Genomic DNA, 21,797 nt, shown 5'->3' with positions numbered 1-21,797 from the left:
TTACATGGAGACGTGATTCGATATCGTCATATCTGAGGAGTGTAAATGAATTTTCGTAAAGTGCTGATCCTGCCAATACTCGGTGTTACTATATTTTTCATTTGGAACTGCACTACACAGGAGAAGAACGTCGTTGCTGAAATCGAAGATGATTATACTATTACTACCTCGCAGTTAAACGGGTATTATAACGGTAATTTTTTTGAGCGACGGTTTCCGGATGAAAAATACCGTGGTTACGGAAAAGCCCTGGATGAAATGATATCGAACCGGTTGACGCTGATAGTCTTTTTTCATTCCGGACTCCACCGGGACAGCGTACTTATGCAGCCTGTCCAACGGATAGTTAGTGACGAGATATTGGATCAGTACTACCGAACACAGTTTCTGGGTGAGTACGTAAATGAACCATCAATTGAGAGTTTTTACCAAAAAATGGGAAAGGAGATCACGTACAAGCAGATTGTACTGGATAAACCCGAGAATGCCTCCGGGGAAGCGATAAGCCAGGTGAAAGAACAAGCCAATCAGCTCAAAACCGAAATTATCCAGGGAGCTGATTTCGGGGAACTGGCTGCCCGGCATTCTGAGCATTTCGCCTCAGCACAAAAAAACGGAGATATGCCACCAATCACATGGGAAGAGAGCCTGTCTAACCCGTTGCACCAGTTTCTCTTTGAAATGAATACTGGCAATGTCAGGATATTTGAACGTCGGAATGCATTCCATATTGTCCGGGTTGAAGATACCAAAAGGATAGAGACTCCACCGCTGGCAGACGTAAGAGACCGGATCAAAAATCGACTGAAAAACATGTATACCGATCGGGCACTCTCGGATTTTGACCGGGCAAAAGAAGATCTCCTTGATCCCGATACGTTCGAATGGAATGAGAAGGCGGTGCACCAGCTAGTTCGATGGTCAAGACAGGAAGGATTTAGCGGGAACGATTATCTCGATAGCCTGAAAGCCGTGATCGCCGGGGGGCGAAATTTCACTATTTTAACATACGGCAAAGGGCAGGTTGACCTTCGGGAGTATGTAAGGCTTTTGGAGGACGTTTTGATGATAGGCTCCACCCGGAATCTGGCCGCCGCAGACTTTAAACGCTTTATACCCGAGGCGATTCGAACCGACCTGATGCTTAAAAAAGCCAAAGAATTGGACCTGCACAAAAAAGTGCTTTCGGTGAACACACCAAGCGAGGTATTGCAAGGCAGATTTATTCGGCTTTATAACCAGAAAAAAATTTACGACCGGGTCCCAGATCCAACTGAGGACAATTTGCGACGGTTTTATGATCACCACAAAGACTCTTTGTTTTACCAATTGGCGAAGCGGAATATTTACACGGTAATCTTTGATTCAAGAGATGCCGCAAATGAGATGTGGCGCAAGGTTGAACAGGGTAATGAATACGAGAAGGTGGCACGGCGCTGGGAAGTCAAAACCTATATTCGTGACCGCGATGGCACAATCAGATCACATCTCAGCAAGGAACCTCCACGGCTTGGAGAGGCGGCATTTGGCTTGGAGGAAAATGAGGTTGCCGGGCCGGTGGCGATTACGCCCGCTGATAATGACACTCAATATGCGGTGATCAAATGCGTGAATAGCCTCGAAGAAAAACAGTTGCTCTACTCGGATGTACAGAATTCTATACAGGAGAACTTTCGGGATTTCTACCTGGATAGTCTGCGACAGGCTGTGAGGAAAAATTTACGGAACAAATATCGTGTGGAAATTAAGCGGGAAATCCTGGAACAGCTGGCGACAAATGGACTGAACGGGGGCTAGCAAAGAAGTGGCGGACTACGGAAGCAGGTAAATATGCTACTGGGGTAAAATGAAGTGAATGTAAACATTTATGGATGAATTGAATGGATATTTAAACACCGGGGAGGTAGGAATATGGTAGATTCGAAGACTATTGGCAGATTGGCTGTGCTGTTGTTTGCACTATGTTTTCTTGTGGCGGGAACGGTACATTCCCAGGAAGGTTTGGCTGTTAGTGATGCAGGATACTTCGAAATGCCCGGACTGAACGTATTGGTCTATAACAACACCTTTCCGGAAGGACATCAGGGCGGCGTGGAAATTATCCAACACGGCGTCCGGGTCGCGACCAATGGCGAACTCCGGCTCAGTCCGGCACCGGGACAGTGGCAGCCGATTCCACAACTCGGCGAGGGATACGAGGCCCGGGGTGTCAGTCCGCAGGAGGTGGGGCTTGAAAGCCGAATTGTAGATTCCGTGAACAATGAAATACGAATGCCGTGCAGTTATCCGGACAGCAGCCGTGCCCGGCAGGGATTCAATCCCATTATCTATCCCGACCTTGAACTCGATTATACCGTACGGGTCAAAGCAGAGGGCCAATCGTTCCGCATTATTGTTGATTTGAAAGAACCGCTCCCAGAAGAATGGGTTGGCCGGGTCGGCTACAACCTGGAACTGTTTCCGGGCGACCTATATGGCAAATCTTTTTTCATGGATGACAGTACCGGCACCTTTCCGCGGCAGGCCAATGGGCCGACGTATTTCAACCCGGATAACGAGGCGGAAGCATCGCCTCTGGCTATTGGGCAGAATCTCGTGGTGGCACCGGAGAGTGATCGCCTGCGGATGACCATCGAAAGTACCGGCAGCGATATTCGTTTGTTAGACGGGAGCCTGAAGCATAACAATGGGTGGTTTGTGTTGCGGTCGCTAATTCCGGAAGGCGCTACCGAAAAGGCTATCGAATGGAAGATTACTCCGAATGTGATTCCGGGATGGATCGATAAGCCGGTGATTCATATCTCCCAGGTGGGGTATCATCCCATGCAGAAAAAGAATGCGTATATCGAGTTAGACAAACGGGATAAAAATATACAGACCGCGACTCTCGAAAAACTGGAGCAATCCGGCGAATATTCGGTTGTCAAAGAAGCAAAACCTGAATCCTGGGGGAGATATCTGCGATATCACTATCTAACCTTCGATTTTTCGGAGGTGACGGAACCAGGAATGTACCGGGTGAAATACGGCGAGCAGACCAGCAATCTGTTGAGCATTAATCCGGACGTGTACAAGCGCCACGTCTGGCAACCGACGCTGGAGTACTTCCTGCCAACCCAGATGTGCCACATGCGGGTGAACCAAAAGTATCGCGTCTGGCACGGGATCTGTCACTTGGACGACGCGTTAATGGCACCGATGAATGTCCGGCATTTCGACGGCTATAATAATGAGGATGAGACGTCGACGCTTACACCATTCGAGCCGCTGGAACCGGTACCGGGGATGAACGTTGGCGGATGGCATGACGCCGGCGACTACGATTTGCGGGTGGAATCCCAAGCTTCAACGGTGACAGCACTTGCGCTGGCCTATGAGGAGTTTGGCATCGATTACGACGAAACCATGATTGATCAGGAAAACCGGCACGTGGAGATCCACCAACCAGATGGTGAACCGGATATCCTGCAGCAGGTGGAACACGGCGTACTCACCATCCTGGCGGGGTACCGCCAGTTCGGGCGACTTTATCGGGGAATTATCGTGCCGAGCTTACGACAGTATGTGCATCTCGGCGACGCAGCGACCCAGACTGACGGGGAAGTCTGGGATAACGAAGACCTCCGGAACCAGGCGAATCAGCAGGACGAGCTCTGGTACAAAAAGGTCGCCAACCGGTATTCCAACGTTTTTGATCCGGAATTGAACCTGGACGAGGTAGAGGTGTTCGCTCCGGATCTGGATGACCGGCTGGTCTTCACCGAAACCAACCCCGCCCGACAGCTGCAGGGGGCAGCCAGTTTGGCCCTGGCGTCTCGCGTGCTGCAGATGTTCAACCCGGAATTATCGACGGAGTGTATTGAGACGGCCGAAGCACTTTGGGAAGACAATAAAGCCGTTGAAGGCCGCAGGGCACAAGCACAAAAGATCCAGACCCTGGCTGAGCTGATATTGACCACTGATAAGCAGGAATACAAGGATGCTTTGTGCGAAATGACCGACGTGGCGGAACAGACCTTCCCGTGGACGGGCTGGACAACCGGACGAGTTCTGGAAGCCGTCGATTGTCCGAATTTCGAAAAGGCGCTTACCCAAGCTGCAGAGGAGTACAAGCCCCAGCTCGATTCCCTGATGAGTCAATCACCGTTCGGGTCACCGCTGGAAAACACCGAATATCTTGCATTCCGGCAATATTTCTTGTACAAGAGTTGGCCGGAGATCTTCACACCGGACCACCTGTTTGCGGTCATCAATTACCTGCTGGGGGCCCGGCCAGGAAATACCACAAATACCCTTGTTTCAGGAGTTGGCATCAATTCACCGACCATCGCATACGGGACGAACCGGGCTGACTGGAGTTACATCCCCGGCGGTACGTTCTGGAATGCTGTCAACCTGGTGCATCCGGACTTTGCCGAGGACAAAGTCTGGCCCTTCCTGTGGCAGGAACGGGAATATATTATTACCGCGCCGGTATACTATATGTTTTCGGTGATTGCGGCAGACCGCATTCTTGAAAAAATGTAATAGCGATAAATTAAACGGACTTCAGCCTGATAACTTTACTAAGGAGTTCGTACTCCGGTTCAATTAGGGTTGGCAATAGTTTAAATAGTCCGGTTTTTATTGCAGTGTATTTAACTGCAATATTTGTCAATCGGAATGGTCTGAAGACCAGGAAGGTAGCATCATGCAAAATCTTATAAAACGAGTATTTGGTAAATACCTCTACATTTGTCCCAAAACCGGAAAAATCCGCGGAATCAATTACGGGAAAGGATTACTCGCCAAGATTCTCTTTCCAGTGATTGGATTGCTCGCCCTGATTTGGTTTTTAATCCGGGTGATCCCGAAGCCGTCCCGGGCTGGCTATCCGTGTATGAAAGTCGCGATGCCGCTTGCGACAGGTTTTCTTGCCTGGGTTGCTGGACTCTTCACAACCGTATTCGCTTTTAAAAAAGCGAAATCGAATTATCTCAGAGCCCGTTATGTCGTCGCCGGCAGTTTTGTCCTGTTGGGTCTGGTCGGCGCAATACTGGTAACCTCAACGCCCAACTCACCCGCTCTCGCCAGTTACGGCGTCCAGCATCTGGACCCTAACCAGCCGATAGGTGAAGCCAAAGGTATTTTTCCGGGCAGGGTAGCCTGGGCACACAATCCGGACGCGACGAATGAAGATTGTATCCCGGATGAAGTAGGAAACGCCTGGTGGGAAGAGGAAAACAACAACCAGGGAGTCATTGACTCCATGCTTTCCCAAACACTGCAGTCAGTTAGTGGAGAAGAGACCGACACTGCAGCCTGGGAGGCTATATTTCGGTATCATAATGAAACTCGCGGCAAGGGGGCTGTAGATTACCAACCGGGTGAAAAAATCTTCATTAAAATCAATGTTACGAGCTCCTGGGCACAGAATATCAACGAGGACCTGACGATCGTGGAAAACAATTACTACGGGATGTCCGAAACTTCACCACATGTGGTATTGTCAGTCCTGCGACAATTGGTAAATGTCGCAGGTGTAGCCGAAGAGGATATTTACATCGGCGATCCGATGAAGCACATTTACCAACATCGCTGGGAGAAGTGGCACAATGAGTTCCCCGATATCCACTATCTCGATCACAATGGATGGGGTGATCGTGATCCGGTGGCTGTGTCTGACTCGCCGCTCGTCGACTACTCGGATGACGGAACCGTGCTATCTACCGGCTGGTGGAACCCGCAACCTGTCTACGAAGATCATCTCTACACGGTATTTGAAGAATCCGAATATATCTTAAATATTCCAACCATGAAGGGACATGAGAGGGCTGGTATTACGCTCTTTGCGAAAAATCATTTTGGCTCTCATAGTCGGGATAATGCCAACCATCTGCACCAGGGATTGATAGCGCCGGATGCCGGTGATGCCGAGAGAAATGAGTATGGGGTGTACCGGGTGCTGGTTGACCTCATGGGGCACGAGCTCATTGGAAAGAAAACCCTGATATTTATCCTGGATGGATTATGGACTACTGGTAATCTTGGCGATCAGGCGGAACTTGAACCACCCCAGAAATGGAGCATGGCGCCGTTTAATAATGACTGGACCTCGTCCATCTTTGTTTCTCTGGATATGGTTGCGATTGAGTCAGTTGCATTCGACCTCCTGAGAACCGAGTTCAATGCGCCATCGGATCCACCCCAGTTGGGCGCCGTGGATGATTATCTGGAGCAAGCTGCAGACAGTACCCATTGGCCGGAAGATATCACCTATGATCCGGAAGGTGACGGTGTTCCGATCTCAAGTCTGGGAACTCACGAGCACTGGAATAACGCCCAGGAGAAACAGTACAGCAGAAATCTCGATCCGGAGAACGGAACGGGGATAGAGTTAATATATATCGCCGATACTACGACCACTGACGTGACACCGGATATCAATTCGGCACCAGAGACGTTTGTGCTGCACGAGAACTACCCGAATCCGTTTAACCCGTCGACCAATATCCGGTATGAGCTCGCAGAAGATTCTCAGGTAGTACTTGAGGTATATAATCTCGCTGGTCAAAAGGTTCAGACACTTGTCAATCGTCGACAGCATACCGGGGTCTATACTGTCAACTGGGATGGTTTGATCTCAAGCGGACAGATGGCGCCGTCCGGAACGTATCTGTATCGAATTAACGTGCAGGGACAAAACCGGATGTTCAGTGAGACGAAACAGATGGCGTTGGTGAAATAATTTCCGGGGTCTGCATCCGGTTGAAGACAAGAAGGCAATTATTCAGCGCGTTCCTCGCTGTCAATGAATGCACGAGTACTGAGAAGTTTTACTACTTTCTGATTCGTATCCGAATATATGTTCAGACATAATTCAGGAATGGAGAAGGTATTGAATTTTCGGAAGTCATTTATTATCTGTACAGTCGTTCTACCTGGAATGACGTTCCTCCTTCCAGCCACATTGTCCTCGCAGGATTGGGAATTGTACACCAGCGAAGACACCGGACTCCTTGCCGATTCCGTGCGGGTTGTAGTGGTGGATGAGAGCGGAACGAAGTGGTTCGGGACCTCGGAAGGGCTATCCAGGTATGACGGTGCCAACTGGACAAACTATACCATTTCCCAGGGACTTGCACACAGTTCGGTGCTCTCCCTTGCGATTGACGATTCCGGCGATGAAACCTATCTCTGGATCGGCACCGAAGGCGGAATCAACCGTGCCACCATAACCGGTTCAGGACTTGAATCGTTCATGGATTTCACGAAAAGCGATACTGATTTACCCTCAAATGTTATTCAGACAATTATCATCGATTCCCAGGGATTGAAGTGGTTCGGCACGGATCAGGGTATTGCACTGTATAACGGTAACCAATGGCGCACTTTTTCAACCTCCAGTAGTCCACCGCTCGCCCACAACAACATCACAGCTATCGGGCATGATTCGACCGGCCGGCGTTATATCGGCACGCTGGGTGGGGGAGTTTCCCGTCTCCACAGTGAAGGTTTCGACGCTATCACTGCCGCATCACCCTATGACGCAGGATGGAGTGGTCTGGATACCGATACCATCTGGAGCGCCATTGCGTATATCGTGGAAGACCGAAAATCTAATCAGTGGTACGGGACACAGCAGGGAGCGTCGTTCCACGACTCCACGAAGACGAAGTGGAACTGGGAGACATATAACAGTAAAGATGACGAACTGGTCGATGATCTGGTGAATGTGGTGGCGAGGGACCACGAGGATCGCATCTGGATGGGGACAGCCGCCGGAATCTCTGTGTTGAAGGACACCACCTGGTATTCGCTTTTTATTGGTAGTGAATCCGACAGTGTGGCGGTGCATGATATCGCGTTTGATACAGACAATACAACCTGGTTTGCCACGGATGAGGGTGCCGCTCATTTCACCGGTTCCGTAACCGACATAGATAATGAAATCAGTAATCCAGTCATCGCTGGGCGGTTTTCCCTGCGGGGCAATTATCCCAATCCGTTCAATAACACAACGGTAATTCGGTACGAGTTACCAGAACCTGCAGAAGTGTCGATCGACGTAATCGACCAGACCGGCAGAACCGTCGATACAATCGTGGACGGTAGTCGGACGTCCTCAGGACGCTATGATGTCCGTTGGAACGCGCGTGGGCTTGCATCCGGAATATTTATTATCAGGCTCCGGGCGCGGCTGGACTCCGGGCGTGAATTGATGGATGCCCATAAGGTATTGCTTATTCGATAACCGGTAGGAGACTTTCAGAGTCCCCGGTTGTATCGAAACCGAATCAGAGGACAAGGATATCCAAACTCCTGATAACAGAGGAAGATCACGTGAAAATACCGATGAAATTTCTACGCCTGTTTTTGTTAACGGCACTATTAATGCTGAATGCATTGCCCGGATACGCGACTCAGGATGATCCGGTCCTCGTTCACAATGTGACTTCACCGCCGACAATCGACGGGTTGCCGGATGACTACTGCTGGCAGGATATCCCATGGCAGGTGATTGATCAGGTCTGGATCCCGTATGGGACGCCGCATGATGAAGAAGATTTTGCCGGTCGGTACAAAGTCCTCTGGTCCGAAGAGGAAAACCTGCTCTATTTCCTCGCTGAAGTTGAAGACGATGTATTCGTGGACGGTTTTGTACTCAACGAAACTACAGGCGCTCATAATTTTGACGTCCTGGAGGTCTTCCTGGATGAAGACCGGTCCGGCGGAAAACACGTGTTCGACGCCACCGGTGCCACCGGGGAGGAGTGGGGAACCAACGCAGAGAACGCGTTTGCCTATCACATTTACACGGATATTTCCGAGTCCGGTGTTGCTGAATCTGATCCCTGGGTACACGATATGGATGGCACCGGCTGGGGAGACAATATTAGCAGGAACTATGTGAATCATTTTCCGGAATATGCGCTACGCCGGGAGGGCAATCGGCTGACCTGGGAATTTTCTCTGGAAGTGTATAATGACGAGTACGAATACGACTCACCGGAAGGAACCCGGGTGACCCTGAGCCCTGAGAAAGAAATGGGATTCTCGATCGCCTACTGTGATAATGACGACCCTGACGAACAGCCAAAAGAGCGGGACAGTTTCTTTGGCTCGGTCGAAGTCCCGGCAGAGGCGTATAACGATCACTGGATCAACGCCGACTGGTTTGGCCTCGCCCGTCTTGTCGACTCCACAACAACCAAAATTCAGGAAAAGACGAATCAGCGACAAAACCTTAACCTGAATTTGTATCCCAATCCCGGCTCATCCTCGGTGAATATGGTGATAAAGAGTCCGGAGAAAGGTCGATTTACCTTTCGGATGTACAACCTGCTCGGAGAACTGGTGTATGATGTCTCTGATATTAAATCAGCGTTTGACTACAAACAGCAGTTCAATATATCGGATCTCGCCAGGGGAATATATTTTGTGGAGATGCGGATAGGACGCTCCCATATCGCACGAAGTAAACTTGTGGTGACGGATCATTAATCCGTGCGGGGCAGGAGACAGCAGCCTTGCATTGATTTCAGAGAGCTAACTCGGATATAAAAGGAAATTTTGTTATTTTGGTGCACGCCCTGCCCAATATCACCCGAAAATTAACTCTGACAACCTTCCTTACTACATTATTTTTTGGTTTGCCGATTGCATTTATCGCATATCCGACTGTCGGATTGGGATATGATAATTTCAGGTGTAATGGTAATTATGTGAGGCTATTTTGATAAAATATAGTTTGTGAGTTTGTGTATTCTTTCCCGACGTAAGCCGGCATGAATGAGGAGTTTTGATCGGAGATTTGAGAAGCATCCTTCCAGGGAATTCGTGGTATTGGGCATGGATAATTCTGGATGCTCCAGGTACGTAAACAGATAGGGCGTATTTCCATGCAAACTCTGGGAGGCACTCCGGAGCCGCCGATGCGTATATTGCCACCGCCCCGTCTCAAGGTGGTAGGTTTTTTCTCGGAGAAAGTCCGCCCAGTACTGATGCCATTGCGCTAAAGCCGCCTCCCACGCCGGGCGTTGAATCGTCGGGAGTTTCCAAACCAGCTGCTGCAACGTTTGCCCCGCTTCCAGCCGCGGATGCCGCGTTTAATAATGGGGCAGAATGGCGAGCTGGTGAAAGTGACACATCTGGACCGGGAGGGACGCAAACGCCTGAAATATGCCACGGCGGCCATCACAGACGAGGCCTTGAATGGTCCAGCCTTGTGCGATAAGCGCGCTGAGGCCGTGTTGGTACCAAGCGATGGTCTCGTGCGGTAGGTCGTACCAGAGAAGATTCCGGGGGCGATGGGCATCGTGAAACACCATACAGCCATCATTTCGCCGAAAATACAAGGTATCCATCAGGACGACGGTGGCGGTTGGGGGATACTGTACCGGCGGAACAACGTACGCCTCCATATAGTGCCGGATGGTTTTGACCGACAAGCCATACTGGTGTGCAAGTTGCCGCAGACTTTGTTTGCCATCCGCATACGCAGCATACATCTGTTTGGTCCTCGCCCCGTTTTTGCGGGATGGAGTAGAAAATTGGATCGTACAGGTGTGACATTTGTACCGCTGTCGCTGCCCGAGTCTTCCGTTCTTTTTGGTGTGCCGACTCCCACAGTGGGGACAGATTTTTTGTCATTTTTTCGTGTAAGAAATACAAAATCTTGGTAAAATCCTATTGCATAATACGTTAGAGTCCTTTTAGCCTCATCTTTTTACCATTACACCAAAATACAGTGCTCTTCTTATCGGCCTTCCAGTCTATTTCGTCTCAATGCCCGGTGTACCGAGGAACCGGGCGAATCAGCTGTCTGACCGGAGGGAGTTCTGATTCGCCCCCGAGGAAGCCGGTGGCATTGCAGAAATAGACTGGATAGCCTTGATTTTTATCTCCTTTTGCATCAAGGCAAAAGGAGAAAGTGTTGATAGAGGTAAACATTAATACTCCTTTCAATGCTAGTTTTATCCACACTTTTTTAAAAAAGTGTGCAAAAATCCGGCGGTGCCATCCGTTTCAAGAACTCCTACACCGGACTATCTACCAAAACAAAAACTCCCTTCGGTCAAACAGTTTGTTTTGGTTGACGCCAGACCGGCAGGAGTTCTAATGGAAACGAATGGCAAGGCCGGAGAAGCGGCGGAATTGAATATTACAAATTTTTCTTTAACTGGAAGTATTCATTTTGAGTTTCAATGGTGCGATGAAAGAAAATCCTCTACGGTTCCGGTATTATTTACCGGCCTTGGCGTTCATTTTCGCCACTTTTTTCCCGTAGGGATCCCGTTGGATATCAAGGAAAAAGTAGCATTAAAATACCTCATAGTCTTACCGGGATGAAATATGAATAGCCCTGACCGGTCCGGACGAGGAGTATAAAATCAAAAACCGATTGAGGCTTAAAAATCCCCTAATCCGGGCTTGTAAGCCTTTGAGTGAGATTCAAAGGCTACTCCCAGCAGCCTCGCAATTTTATTGCGAGGGGATCACTCTCGAATACACATCCTCACCACCCAAACGCATCCATCCGTGTGAGGATTATATTCGCATAGCGATCCATGACTGCGGGATCACGATCCAATGGATCGGGCAGGATAGCGGCAAGGCGGGCTGATCGATAGCGGGTAAGCCAGCGGGCGGTGGTACCATGGTAATTACGGGCAGCCGCTTCAGCGCCGTAAATTCCGGGGCCCCATTCTGCGATATTCAGATAGAGCTCGAGAATTCTCTCTTTGGAAAGTATGAACTCCGCCAGAAACGCCAGTGGATATTCCAGCAATTTGCGAAAATAGGAGCGATAGGTAAACAGGAACAGGTTTTTGACTACCTGTTGGGTGATGGTGGAAGCTCCGCGAAGTTGCTCCTTTTTTTTCCGGATTCCAACCAGCATCTTTTTGATTTCCTGGAAATCCACGCCGGAATGCTGGTAGAACCGGGTATCCTCAGCCGCAACCACCGCATGTTCCAGATGATCAGATATTCGACTGAGCGGGCGATAGGTCATCGTCCGCTTATACTGTTCCCCCTGCAGCCGGGCTTCCAGAGCCCGCTGAATCTGCACCATGGTAACCGATGGATTATTGTTTCGCAGGGTAATCAGAAATATTATACAAACGAGCAGATATACTCCTACAAGAATGGCGCCCCAAACCAATATCTTGCGACTCCATTGGAGTATGGACTGAGCCCGGCGTTTCCAGCGCGGTGGCGCCGGTGGCAGCCGACGTTCCGGCGGGATTACTTCCGGGGGCGTTATCGTATTACGCATGAGAGAACGAATTCCAGTATTTTTACCGATTGTCGTTCGAATATAGCGGATTCTTTTGTTAATCGTCGAGATATTCATCACAGCATTAATATTTAAAACTTGTATTGGCAACTTGAAAATTGTTTCACTCCCTGGTGATTCGTAATTTCTTCCAACATTATGCTGTGCATATCCATATCTCATCCTAATTTCAATTCAAGATACCAGGGGGACATTTATGAATTACAGGACACTTGGAAAGACCGGATTTGAAGTCTCGGAAATTAGTCTCGGCACCTGGCAGGTCGGCGGTGGCTGGGGCGCAGAATTCGACGAAGAGGTCGCGGAGGAAATTCTGGAAACGGCGATTGAAAGCGGTGTCAACTTTATCGATACCGCCGATGTCTACAGCGACGGGCAAAGCGAACACGCAGTAGGAGAATTTGTACGGTCCAGGGATGAGCGGCTTTATGTGGCAACCAAATGCGGCCGGCAGCTCACGCCCCATACCAATGAACAGTATACGCCGGAAGCCCTGCGCAGATTTGTAGAAGAGAGCCTGCGGAATTCAGGGCTGGAAACATTGGACCTGATCCAGCTGCACTGTCCGCCCACGGAAGTGTACTATCGTCCGGAAATATTCGAAGAATTCGATAAACTGAAGGATGAAGGCAAGATCAGGAATCTTGGCGTCAGCGTGGAAAAGGTGGAAGAAGCGCTGAAAGCCATCGAGTATCCAAACGTGACCACGGTGCAGATCATCTTCAACATATTCCGGCAGCGGCCGAAGGAGCTCTTTTTCGAGCAGGCCAAAGAGAAAAACGTCGGAATCATTATCCGTGTGCCCCTTGCCAGCGGACTGTTAAGCGGGAAATATAACAAGAATACGACCTTCGACGAAGGCGATCACCGGCACTTCAATCGAGATGGATCCGCATTCGATCGCGGCGAAACTTTCGCCGGCCTGGACTATGAACTGGGCCTGGAAGCGGTTGAGGAACTGAAAAAAGAGTTCCCGGACGTTTCGCTGCCGCAATTAGCACTGAAATGGATCCTGATGTTCGACGCGGTGAGCACCGTGATTCCAGGCGCCTCGAAGGTCTCTCAGGTGGAATCTAACGTCCAGGCCAGCGCCATGGAGCCACTCACCAATGAGCAAATGCAAACCATCGACGATCTATATAAACGCCGGGTGAAAAACCAGGTACACCATCTCTGGTAAATAACAACAGGAGAAGCGACAATGCGAGTACTTTTTATTGGCGGCACCGGAATTATCAGTTCAGCATGTGCGGCCCGATGTATCGAACTGGGGCACGACCTGTATCTCCTAAATCGGGGGCAGTCGGTGCGACAGATCCCGGAGCAGGCGAACGTCCTCCGCGCAGATTACCGCGATACAGAGCAAGCCAGGGACGTGCTGGATGGGATGAACTTTGATGTAGTCGTTGACTTTATCGCGTTTAATGTAGAGCACACCCGGACAGATGTGGAACTATTTCGCGGACGTACCGGACAATACGTCTTCATCAGTTCCGCTTCAGCGTATCAGACACCGCCGGAATCCGTCCCGGTGACCGAGGAGACTCCCCTGGGTAACCCGTTCTGGCAATATTCCAGAGATAAAGCAGCCGGCGAGAAATATCTGATGGGGGAATACGAGAAAAATGGATTTCCCGTGACTATTGTTCGGCCATCGCATACCTATGACCGGAGGTCAGTTCCCGTTCCGGGAGCGCACCTGCTGTTCCGGCGAGCACAAGCGGGGAAGAAAATCGTAGTGCACGGCGACGGAACATCACTCTGGACGCTCACCCACAACACCGATTTTGCCATCGGATTTTGCGGACTGTTCGGACAAAACGAGGCGATCGGCGAGGATTTCCATATCACGTCCGATGAATACCTGCCATGGAACAAAATCAACCGGTTACTGCTGGAGAACGCCGGCCTGGGTGCCGAATTAATACATCTCCCTTCAGATTTAATTGTAAAATACGATGCCGAGTTTGGCGCTGGCTTGCTTGGAGATAAGGCCCATAGTATGATTTTTGACAATTCGAAGATCAAGAAAATGGTTCCTGAGTTCGAAGCAAAAGTACCGTTCACCGACGGAGCAAAGGAAATCGCCGACTGGTATCTGTCCAATCAGGATGATGTTTCCGTCGACGAGGATCTGGACAAAACAATGGACCGGATGGTCGCGGATTACGAATCGATAGGGTAACAAGGAATAGGGTATAGGGTATAAGGTATAAGGTTGGTCTCTCGCTTAAAGTCCGGGAAGCGGGTTTAAGCGGGAGACAAGGGTTAAGGAGAAAGTGAAAAGAAAACTAAAAACAGAAAGAATAGCACGCCCCGGAAGGGGCTCCTCCCGGAGCAGATGAGGCGGAAACAACGGATGACCACAGATTAAAACAAACAGAACTTTGAAAAGAAAAATTTAGCCGCAAAGATACGCGAAGAATCACGAATGAAACAAAAACCATCAAATAGCAAACGACAACGGATGACCACGAATTAAGTCAAATTGAACACTGAAAAGCACCGAAGAAAAGATTAATATAGCCGCGAAGATACGCGACTCACGACAGGTTTTAACTATAACACGATAACACTCTAACACAGAAACACTGGTGTTTCCGATCCCTCATTACCGTTCTTCTCTCGCATAATACACTTCTCGTCCGGGCAGACCCTGCATTTGTAACCCATCTGTTTCACATGTTTGCCGACGCCAATGATTCCACTCACTGACTTCATCGGAATCATCAATGATGATCGTGTTAACCGGATACCGCAACTGTCTTTCCCGATCAGGGAGAAGATCTGTGTTTGATCGGACACCGGCCAGTGACAGTATCCCGGGCTATACCGATTTGTAATGTTAAGGCCTGCCTGCCGCGCATTATTTTCAATTGCATGATGAACAGATACTGCCACACCTTCGGCCAACTCGGAGCCAATAAGATCTACTATGTAGCCTTCCAGCAGATGTCCGTCCTGCATCAACTGTTTGGACAATTGTTCTACCTGCTCACCGGCAGTACCCAGGAAAACAGCTATCCAGGTACTTTTTTTTAGAAATCCAGTGACCCATTCTCCGAGATTGAAGCGGACTCCATCCAGTGTTAATGCCCCGGCACCCGGTGCAAAATCCAGATTATTAAACAGTGCATACCGTGCCAGTGGTTCGCACAGTTCACGGCACCTGGCGGTATACTGCCCGATGGTATCCATCAGGTATTCATCGGCCTGGGAACGATCCATTTCAAATGATTCCAGAATTCTATCCGGGTCAACCGGGAGATCTTGTTCTGATGGTTCAAGGATCGCACCCTGAAACGGCAGATCTGTATCGGCTATATTTGTTTGAGATTCCATAGAAATTATAATCCGTATTCTTTCGGTAAAAATTTCTCTTCTAGCGACGGCATCATCTGTTCCACGAAAGCAGTGGAACTATGAGGAAATCTGCTCTCCCACAGGTCTTTGAGGAACGCGGGAAGGTCTCTGGAATTTGAGATCCTGAAAATGTCATATGACGATCATCAATTCACGCCGCCAGAGAATTCAGATAGCTGACTGCGCCCTGGGGATCTGGCGAATATCCATGGGCTCCGATTTCCTTCCGGAAATCTTCGTTCACCGGTGCTCCGCCAATGAGCAGGGTAGTGTCCGGGAAATCCTGTTTAATTTCGCCGACCGTGGTTTTCATGTTGTGCATGGTGGTCGTCAGCAAGGCAGAGAGGCCGATAACGGCATCCGGACGTTCGGCGATTGCGGCTTTAAATTTGGCAGCGCTGACATCGACGCCCAAATCAATGACTTCCCAGCCGGCACCTTCCACGATCATTGCCACCAGATTTTTACCGATATCGTGGAGATCACCGGAGACAGTGCCGATGATGAATGTGCCTTTCCTTTTGACTTCACCGGACTGGAAATACGGTTTCAGGTGTTCCATGGCAGCGTTCATTGCCTTGGCCGCCACTAACATCTGTGGCACAAAAATTTTCTTTCGCGAGAACTTTTCACCAACCCTGTCCATTGCGGCGATAAGTGCTTCGTCCAATATTCGCGATGGCTTAATTCCCATTTCCAACGCCTGGCTCGTGAGTTCGTCCGCGCCCTCCTTGCCCTGCATGTCAGGCGGATACGTCGCTTCTTTGTTCACCTTTCCGAATTCTACACATTTTGCCAGTTGGCTCAACAGTGATTCATTGTCCATCTTCTTTCTCCGTGGCATAAAATTGTATCATTACCAGCGATGATGCAGTTAATATACAGCGAACTAACCTTCGGTTACGAGTTTCGAATTGTTTCGGCGAATTTAGTTATGTATTCCGGTGTAGTGCCGCAACAACCTCCGATGATATTGGCACCGGCCTCAATAAGTTCGGGAATCCCGCTGGCCATATCGTCAGGTGTCTCCGGAAATACCGTTTCCCCATCCCGAAAGACCGGTGCGCCGGCGTTGGCATGGATCAGGATCGGGATATCGGTGTTAACGGTCCGGATTTCCCTGGTGATGTCGGCCATATGTCTGAATCCGGTTCCACAGTTTGCACCGATGATATCCACATTCATCTCGATCAGGGTTTCGGCCATTTGAGCAGGTGTAACTCCCATTATGGTATAATATGTCCCGTCATCGGCGGGCTCAAATGTCATGGTGCAGATGATCTCGCGGTCGGTGTTTTCACTGGCAGCCTGTACGGCAGCAGTAGCTTCCTGGATGTCCGACATGGTTTCTACTATGATAGCATCCACGCCACCAGTCGCTAGCGCCGCTGCCTGCTCTGAGAATGCGTCGTAGAGTTCCTTGGCACTGACATCTCCCATCACCACAAATTTGCCGGTCGGACCGATGGAGCCGAGGACATACCTGTCCTCTCCGGCGGCCTCCCTGGAAATTTCAGCGGCGGCTCGGTTCAGTTCCGTAACACGATCCTCCAGTCCATATGCCTCCAGCTTAAACCGGCTACCGCCAAAACTGTTAGTCTCGATCATGTTCGAACCGGCAATGACATAACTCCGCGCGATGTCCAGAACGTCGTCTGGCCGATCCACGTTCCATATTTCCGGACATTGGCCGGTGGAGAGGCCTTTCTGATGGAGAAACGTGCCCCACGCACCGTCTGACAGCAATATACGTCCGGATTCGACTTGTTGGGATATCTTACCCATAGAGCTCCTCTTCCGCTCGATTGGTGTATACTTTTTGTATGAAAAGAGTTGTCCTTCAGCAATAGGAAAGAAGCAAAATCTCCGTCGGTTATGGTATCGGAAGTAATTGTCTTGGCTGTATGAAGTTTATATATTCCCTGACGCAAAGCAATAGATTATTTCCTTTTTCCAGCCGGATTTCCTTAATAATTCAGCCATAGAGGGAATTCGGAAACCACATTTTGACTGATTGGAGTTCACATCATGACGGATGAACAATGGCAACAGCTCGTCTCGGTAATAGAGGGAGAAATCCCAGAGTCAATTCCCATTGGATTTATCATCGATTCACCCTGGCTGCCAAACTGGTTCGGCATTTCCATGTTGGATTACTTTTCCAGTGAAGAACAGTGGCTCCGTGCGAACCTCGCCGCTATTGAAACCTTCCCAGATGTGATATTTCTCCCGGGGTTCTGGAGTGAGTTCGGTATGTGTACCGAACCGTCAGCTTTCGGGGCAAAGAGTATCTACTGGAAGAACGAATTCCCGTTTGCAGAGAAGGTGATCCATGATACCAGCGAAATTGATGCGCTCGAGGTGCCCAATGCCGAAACTGACGGATTGCTTCCGTTTATGCTCCATCGGTTGACCGCCAATCAGGATGCAATCGAGGATGCCGGGCACGCCATTCGGTTCTCGGTATCTCGCGGTCCGCTAAACGTGGCTTCTTTTCTCATGGGATCCACCGAACTGATGACCGCTATGATGATGGAACCGGACGCCGTGAACACGCTAATGCGGAAAGTCACTGACTTTCTGAAAGAGTGGCACCGGCTGCAGCGGGAAGCGATCCCCTCGATTGATGGCATGCTGATGCTGGATGATATCGTAGGCTTTGTCGGAGAGGATGAATTCCTGGAATTTGGCTACCCCTATTTCGAAGAACTCTATGACCTACCAGCCAGTATAAAGTTCTTTCACAACGATGCGGATTGCACCGTTTCGGTTTCACACTACCCGGACCTGGGTATCAACCTGTTCAACCCGGGTACACATATGACTCTCAATGAAATCAAGGCTGTAACCGATAACAGGATGGCCATCCTTGGGAATATTCCGCCACGGGATGTACTGGCGGCAGGGAGTCCCGATGAGGTAACCCAGGCGGTTAAATCCTTGCTCAATGAGACGGAGGATCACTCCAGGCTTGTTTTATCAAGCGGCGGCGGAATGCCTCCCGATGTAAGTTCCGAAAATATAAAAGCCTTTATTCAGGCTGTAAAAAATTTTTCTTAGTACGCAGGAAGTACTCCGGTTGCCAATTGTCGCTTCACTCGGATTTAATCGTGACTACGGCAGGCTGTAGACCATCCGCTGAGGCTGTCAGCGTAATATCGCCTGCTTCTTCTTCCGATTGTATAATGGCAAGACAGAGACCATTAAACGCCTTCCTGTCGTCAGTGGTAAATGGTTCGTGACTGGTCTGAGATCCGCTGCCTACAGCTTTTATTGAGCCGGGACCTGTTACAGTAAAATTTACCAGATTATCGGCATGAGGCACGAGGACACCGGCATCATCTATGATACGTGCAGTCACAAAGGAGAGGTCTTTCCCATCTGCGCTGATAGTCTGCCGATCGGCTTCCAGGGTGATACGCGATGGTGCACCGGCGGTAGCCACAGTGGCTGTAATTTCCGTCCCGTCATTGGTCAAGCCAACGGCTCGCAGTGAGCCCGGAGAGAATTCGGTTCGCCACATTAACCGGAGTTTGTCACCGGTCATTTGGCGCTTTCCCAGGGATTCGCCGTTCAGGAACGGTTCCAGTGTGGAAAAATATGGACCATCGGACGGGTTTTTGGATTAAAATTAAAATAGCGTATAGATAAACGGGGCGAGCGCAGATCCTTCTGTGAAGACGATTAACATTCCGAGCAGGAGTAAAAACAGCACAATAGGAGCGAGTACCCATTTTTTCCGCACCCGCAGAAATTCCCAAAATTCAACGATGATTGAAAATTTCGACATGATTTTCCTTCAGCAGAGGTCAATAAATACGGCTTAATTTATCTGACTAATACTGTTTTTCATAATGTTCTTTTGACGGTCCGGTTTCCTCCCGGTCAATCCAGTAAGAGTCTTCATCAGTTTTGAATCTCATGTCGAGAAAGGGCTTTCCTAACAGGCGAGAAAGAATGCCGATAGGCGTGATTATTACATACAAAACCAGAGACAACAGGACCCGTGTCATTACCCAGCCGATAGCCAACCCGATATAGCTGAACATGATAAATACCGGTTTCAGCAGAACAGGGAAGACAAGCGCTGAGACAGCGATCACTCCGGATAGCGAATAGGCCCAGAGATAAAGCGGATTATGTAAAATCCACTGGAGAGTTCCCAGGATGGCGAGAATAACGGCTAATCCAAGACCGAATTGCCGCCAGTCTTTCCGAGTACTTTCTTTAGTTTTTACCATAAGATGTTTATAGCCATACGGTTTTTAATCCAATTTAAATGATTCGTCCCAATCGAGGGCCTCAATTTCCCCGGGCTGGTTGGTTTTGTCCAGCAAGAAGTCACCCAGTACGAGATAATCCATCTCGGTGCGCATAAAGCACTTATAGGCATCCCTGGGCGTGCGCACGATCGGTTCTCCCCTCACATTGAAGGACGTGTTTACAAGTACCGGGCATCCCGTCTGATTAGCAAATGCGCTGATCAGCGCATGATATCTCGGATGGGTTTCCTGGTGCACCGTTTGGATGCGGGCAGAGTTATCTACATGCGTCACTGCCGGTATCTCCGACTGGACAGCGTGCAATCGATCCAATCCAAAGAGGTTGTGGTCGGTGTCTCCATTAAATTTGAGCTGCTCATCGGCAACTTCAGCAACCAGCAGCATGTAGGGACTTGGCCTGTCTAGTTTAAAGTAATCGCTGACACACTCAAACAGCACAGATGGTGCAAATGGACGGAACGATTCCCGGAACTTGATCTTTAGGTTCATCTTGCGCTGCATTTCCGGCGATCGCGGATCGCCCAGGATACTCCGGGCACCTAATGCTCGCGGCCCATATTCCATTCTCCCCTGAAACCAGCCGATTACGTTTTCCTGCGCCAGTAATTCTGCTGTTTGGGAGAAGAGTGTATCTTCCGATAATTTGCGGTAGGGGATTGAGAATCGTTCCAGGAAGGACTCAATTGTTGCGGGTTTGTACGCGGGGCCGAGAAAGGATCCGTGCTGTCCGTCCTGTCCCGAAATTACTGCCCTTGGCTTCTCCATATACTCATACCAGATCCCCAAAGCTGCACCCAGCGCGCCACCGGCGTCGCCAGCCGCCGGCTGAATCCAGATATCGTTGAATACGCCGGAGCGGAGTAGTTTCCCGTTGGCGACACAATTCAAAGCGACGCCACCTGCAAGGACTAAATATTCTGAGCCAGTTATACTTTTCGTATGGTGGGCCATTCGGAGGATAACCATTTCGATTACTTCCTGCACCGACCTGGCCAAATCCATGTCCTTTTGGGTTAAATCGGATTCGGGTCGCCTCGGAGGGCCGCCAAATAGCCCATGGAATTTCCGGTTCGTCATGGTCAGTCCGACCGGATAATTGAAGTATTCCATATTCAGCCTGAATGATCCGTCACCTTTCACATCAATGAGGTGGTCAAGAATGGTTTGCACATACTTTGGCTCACCGTAAGGTGCGAGTCCCATTACTTTGTATTCGCCGGAGTTCACCCGGAATCCGGTATAATAGGTAAATGCGGAGTACAGCATTCCCAGTGAATGCGGAAACCGGTTCTCCTTGTAGATATTGACCTGATTGTCCCGGCCGAATCCGATACTGGTGGTGGTCCACTCACCAACACCATCAGTAGTGATGATTGCTGCTTCGGAGAAGGGGGAGGGGAAGAAGGCGGAGGCTGCGTGGGAACGGTGATGCTCCGGAAACAAAATTTCACCGGTAAACTCCGGAAGTGCATCAGTGATGAGAGATTTAATCCAAATCTTTTGTTTAATCCAGACGGGGATAGCCTTGATGAACGAACGAAATCCTCTGGGGGCATATTGCAGGTAGGTTTCGAGAATCCGCTCAAATTTTCGAAACGGTTTATCATAAAACCCAATATAACTGAGGTCGGCTGGCGTGATATCGGCTTCCTGAAGGCAATACGCTACGGCATTCTCTGGAAAACTGAAATCATGCTTTCTCCGGGTGAAACGTTCTTCCTGGATTGCCGCGATAATATTACCATCGCAGACCAACACGGCGGCACTATCGTGGTAAAAGGCCGAGATACCCAGGATGTAAACCGAATCACTCAACGAAGGCTCCGGCTCGTTGCATAGGAAAATTCTTGAAGTAGATGTCCTATTGGCTT

General features: G+C 49.6%; 19 protein-coding genes. 9 read left to right on the top strand and 10 right to left on the bottom strand.

Annotated features, from left to right (window positions below):
• The first annotated feature begins 45 nt into the window (after window positions 1-45).
• The 5 genes from K9N57_02775 to K9N57_02755 all read left to right on the top strand — a co-directional run bounded on the left by K9N57_02775 (window position 46) and on the right by K9N57_02755 (window position 9,483).
• Window positions 46-1,797: a peptidylprolyl isomerase gene (locus K9N57_02775; GenBank protein MCF7803093.1), complete on the top strand. Its 1,752-nt coding sequence runs from the start codon at window positions 46-48 to the stop codon at window positions 1,795-1,797.
• A gap of 114 nt (window positions 1,798-1,911) precedes the next feature.
• A complete protein-coding gene (locus K9N57_02770) occupies window positions 1,912-4,527 on the top strand; it encodes a glycoside hydrolase family 9 protein (protein ID MCF7803092.1) in 2,616 nt (871 codons plus the stop codon).
• 163 nt (window positions 4,528-4,690) lie between these two features.
• On the top strand, window positions 4,691-6,727 hold the full coding sequence (locus K9N57_02765; protein MCF7803091.1) for a DUF362 domain-containing protein: 2,037 nt from the start codon (window positions 4,691-4,693) through the stop codon (window positions 6,725-6,727).
• Between the two features lie 150 nt (window positions 6,728-6,877).
• A complete protein-coding gene (locus K9N57_02760) occupies window positions 6,878-8,233 on the top strand; it encodes a T9SS type A sorting domain-containing protein (GenBank protein MCF7803090.1) in 1,356 nt (451 codons plus the stop codon).
• 101 nt (window positions 8,234-8,334) lie between these two features.
• Complete coding sequence (locus tag K9N57_02755) at window positions 8,335-9,483, top strand: T9SS type A sorting domain-containing protein (GenBank protein ID MCF7803089.1); 1,149 nt, start codon at window positions 8,335-8,337, stop codon at window positions 9,481-9,483.
• A 227-nt stretch (window positions 9,484-9,710) separates the two neighbouring features.
• Here K9N57_02755 and K9N57_02750 read toward each other — a convergent pair whose 3' ends face one another.
• The gene (locus K9N57_02750; GenBank protein ID MCF7803088.1) at window positions 9,711-10,055 is read right to left on the bottom strand and encodes a hypothetical protein; all 345 of its coding nucleotides are present in this window, start codon (window positions 10,053-10,055) and stop codon (window positions 9,711-9,713) included.
• Between the two features lie 33 nt (window positions 10,056-10,088).
• Window positions 10,089-10,490, bottom strand: coding sequence for a hypothetical protein (locus K9N57_02745; GenBank protein MCF7803087.1), 402 nt, complete (start codon window positions 10,488-10,490; stop codon window positions 10,089-10,091).
• 610 nt (window positions 10,491-11,100) lie between these two features.
• Between K9N57_02745 and K9N57_02740 the strand changes: the two genes are divergently transcribed.
• Window positions 11,101-11,331: a hypothetical protein gene (locus K9N57_02740; GenBank protein MCF7803086.1), complete on the top strand. Its 231-nt coding sequence runs from the start codon at window positions 11,101-11,103 to the stop codon at window positions 11,329-11,331.
• A gap of 166 nt (window positions 11,332-11,497) precedes the next feature.
• Here the strand turns inward: K9N57_02740 and mtgA are convergent, their stop codons facing one another.
• Window positions 11,498-12,259: a monofunctional biosynthetic peptidoglycan transglycosylase gene (gene mtgA, locus K9N57_02735; protein MCF7803085.1), complete on the bottom strand. Its 762-nt coding sequence runs from the start codon at window positions 12,257-12,259 to the stop codon at window positions 11,498-11,500.
• Between the two features lie 217 nt (window positions 12,260-12,476).
• On the opposite strand from mtgA, the gene K9N57_02730 reads away from it, so the two are divergent.
• Together K9N57_02730 and K9N57_02725 are read left to right on the top strand one after the other, a co-directional pair.
• Entirely contained in the window at window positions 12,477-13,460 is a 984-nt protein-coding gene (locus K9N57_02730; protein ID MCF7803084.1) for an aldo/keto reductase, read from the top strand.
• 21 nt (window positions 13,461-13,481) lie between these two features.
• Window positions 13,482-14,465: an NAD-dependent epimerase/dehydratase family protein gene (locus K9N57_02725; protein ID MCF7803083.1), complete on the top strand. Its 984-nt coding sequence runs from the start codon at window positions 13,482-13,484 to the stop codon at window positions 14,463-14,465.
• Between the two features lie 392 nt (window positions 14,466-14,857).
• Here K9N57_02725 and K9N57_02720 read toward each other — a convergent pair whose 3' ends face one another.
• The 3 genes from K9N57_02720 to K9N57_02710 all read right to left on the bottom strand — a co-directional run bounded on the left by K9N57_02720 (window position 14,858) and on the right by K9N57_02710 (window position 17,428).
• Window positions 14,858-15,622, bottom strand: a complete 765-nt coding sequence (locus K9N57_02720; protein ID MCF7803082.1) for a hypothetical protein — start codon at window positions 15,620-15,622, stop codon at window positions 14,858-14,860.
• 172 nt (window positions 15,623-15,794) lie between these two features.
• Window positions 15,795-16,469: a corrinoid protein gene (locus tag K9N57_02715; protein ID MCF7803081.1), complete on the bottom strand. Its 675-nt coding sequence runs from the start codon at window positions 16,467-16,469 to the stop codon at window positions 15,795-15,797.
• Window positions 16,470-16,543: 74 nt separating this feature from the next.
• Window positions 16,544-17,428: a homocysteine S-methyltransferase family protein gene (locus K9N57_02710; GenBank protein ID MCF7803080.1), complete on the bottom strand. Its 885-nt coding sequence runs from the start codon at window positions 17,426-17,428 to the stop codon at window positions 16,544-16,546.
• A gap of 243 nt (window positions 17,429-17,671) precedes the next feature.
• On the opposite strand from K9N57_02710, the gene K9N57_02705 reads away from it, so the two are divergent.
• Window positions 17,672-18,703, top strand: coding sequence for a uroporphyrinogen decarboxylase (locus tag K9N57_02705; protein MCF7803079.1), 1,032 nt, complete (start codon window positions 17,672-17,674; stop codon window positions 18,701-18,703).
• Window positions 18,704-18,737: 34 nt separating this feature from the next.
• Here K9N57_02705 and K9N57_02700 read toward each other — a convergent pair whose 3' ends face one another.
• From K9N57_02700 to K9N57_02685, 4 genes are all read right to left on the bottom strand, one after another.
• A complete protein-coding gene (locus tag K9N57_02700) occupies window positions 18,738-19,190 on the bottom strand; it encodes a hypothetical protein (protein ID MCF7803078.1) in 453 nt (150 codons plus the stop codon).
• 84 nt (window positions 19,191-19,274) lie between these two features.
• Window positions 19,275-19,433 (bottom strand): DUF5989 family protein, encoded by a 159-nt coding sequence (locus tag K9N57_02695; protein MCF7803077.1) that lies wholly within the window; start codon window positions 19,431-19,433, stop codon window positions 19,275-19,277.
• A gap of 46 nt (window positions 19,434-19,479) precedes the next feature.
• Window positions 19,480-19,884, bottom strand: a complete 405-nt coding sequence (locus tag K9N57_02690) for a hypothetical protein (protein ID MCF7803076.1) — start codon at window positions 19,882-19,884, stop codon at window positions 19,480-19,482.
• Between the two features lie 24 nt (window positions 19,885-19,908).
• Complete coding sequence (locus K9N57_02685) at window positions 19,909-21,741, bottom strand: carbamoyltransferase (GenBank protein ID MCF7803075.1); 1,833 nt, start codon at window positions 21,739-21,741, stop codon at window positions 19,909-19,911.
• Between the last annotated feature and the right edge of the window lie 56 nt (window positions 21,742-21,797).

This window comes from Candidatus Neomarinimicrobiota bacterium (genome assembly GCA_021734025.1).
Taxonomy (GTDB): Bacteria; Fidelibacterota; JAANXI01; order JAANXI01; family JAANXI01; genus JAANXI01.
The sequence above is the reverse complement of the archived record's forward strand: the minus strand, read 5'-3'. Positions and strand labels throughout refer to the sequence as shown.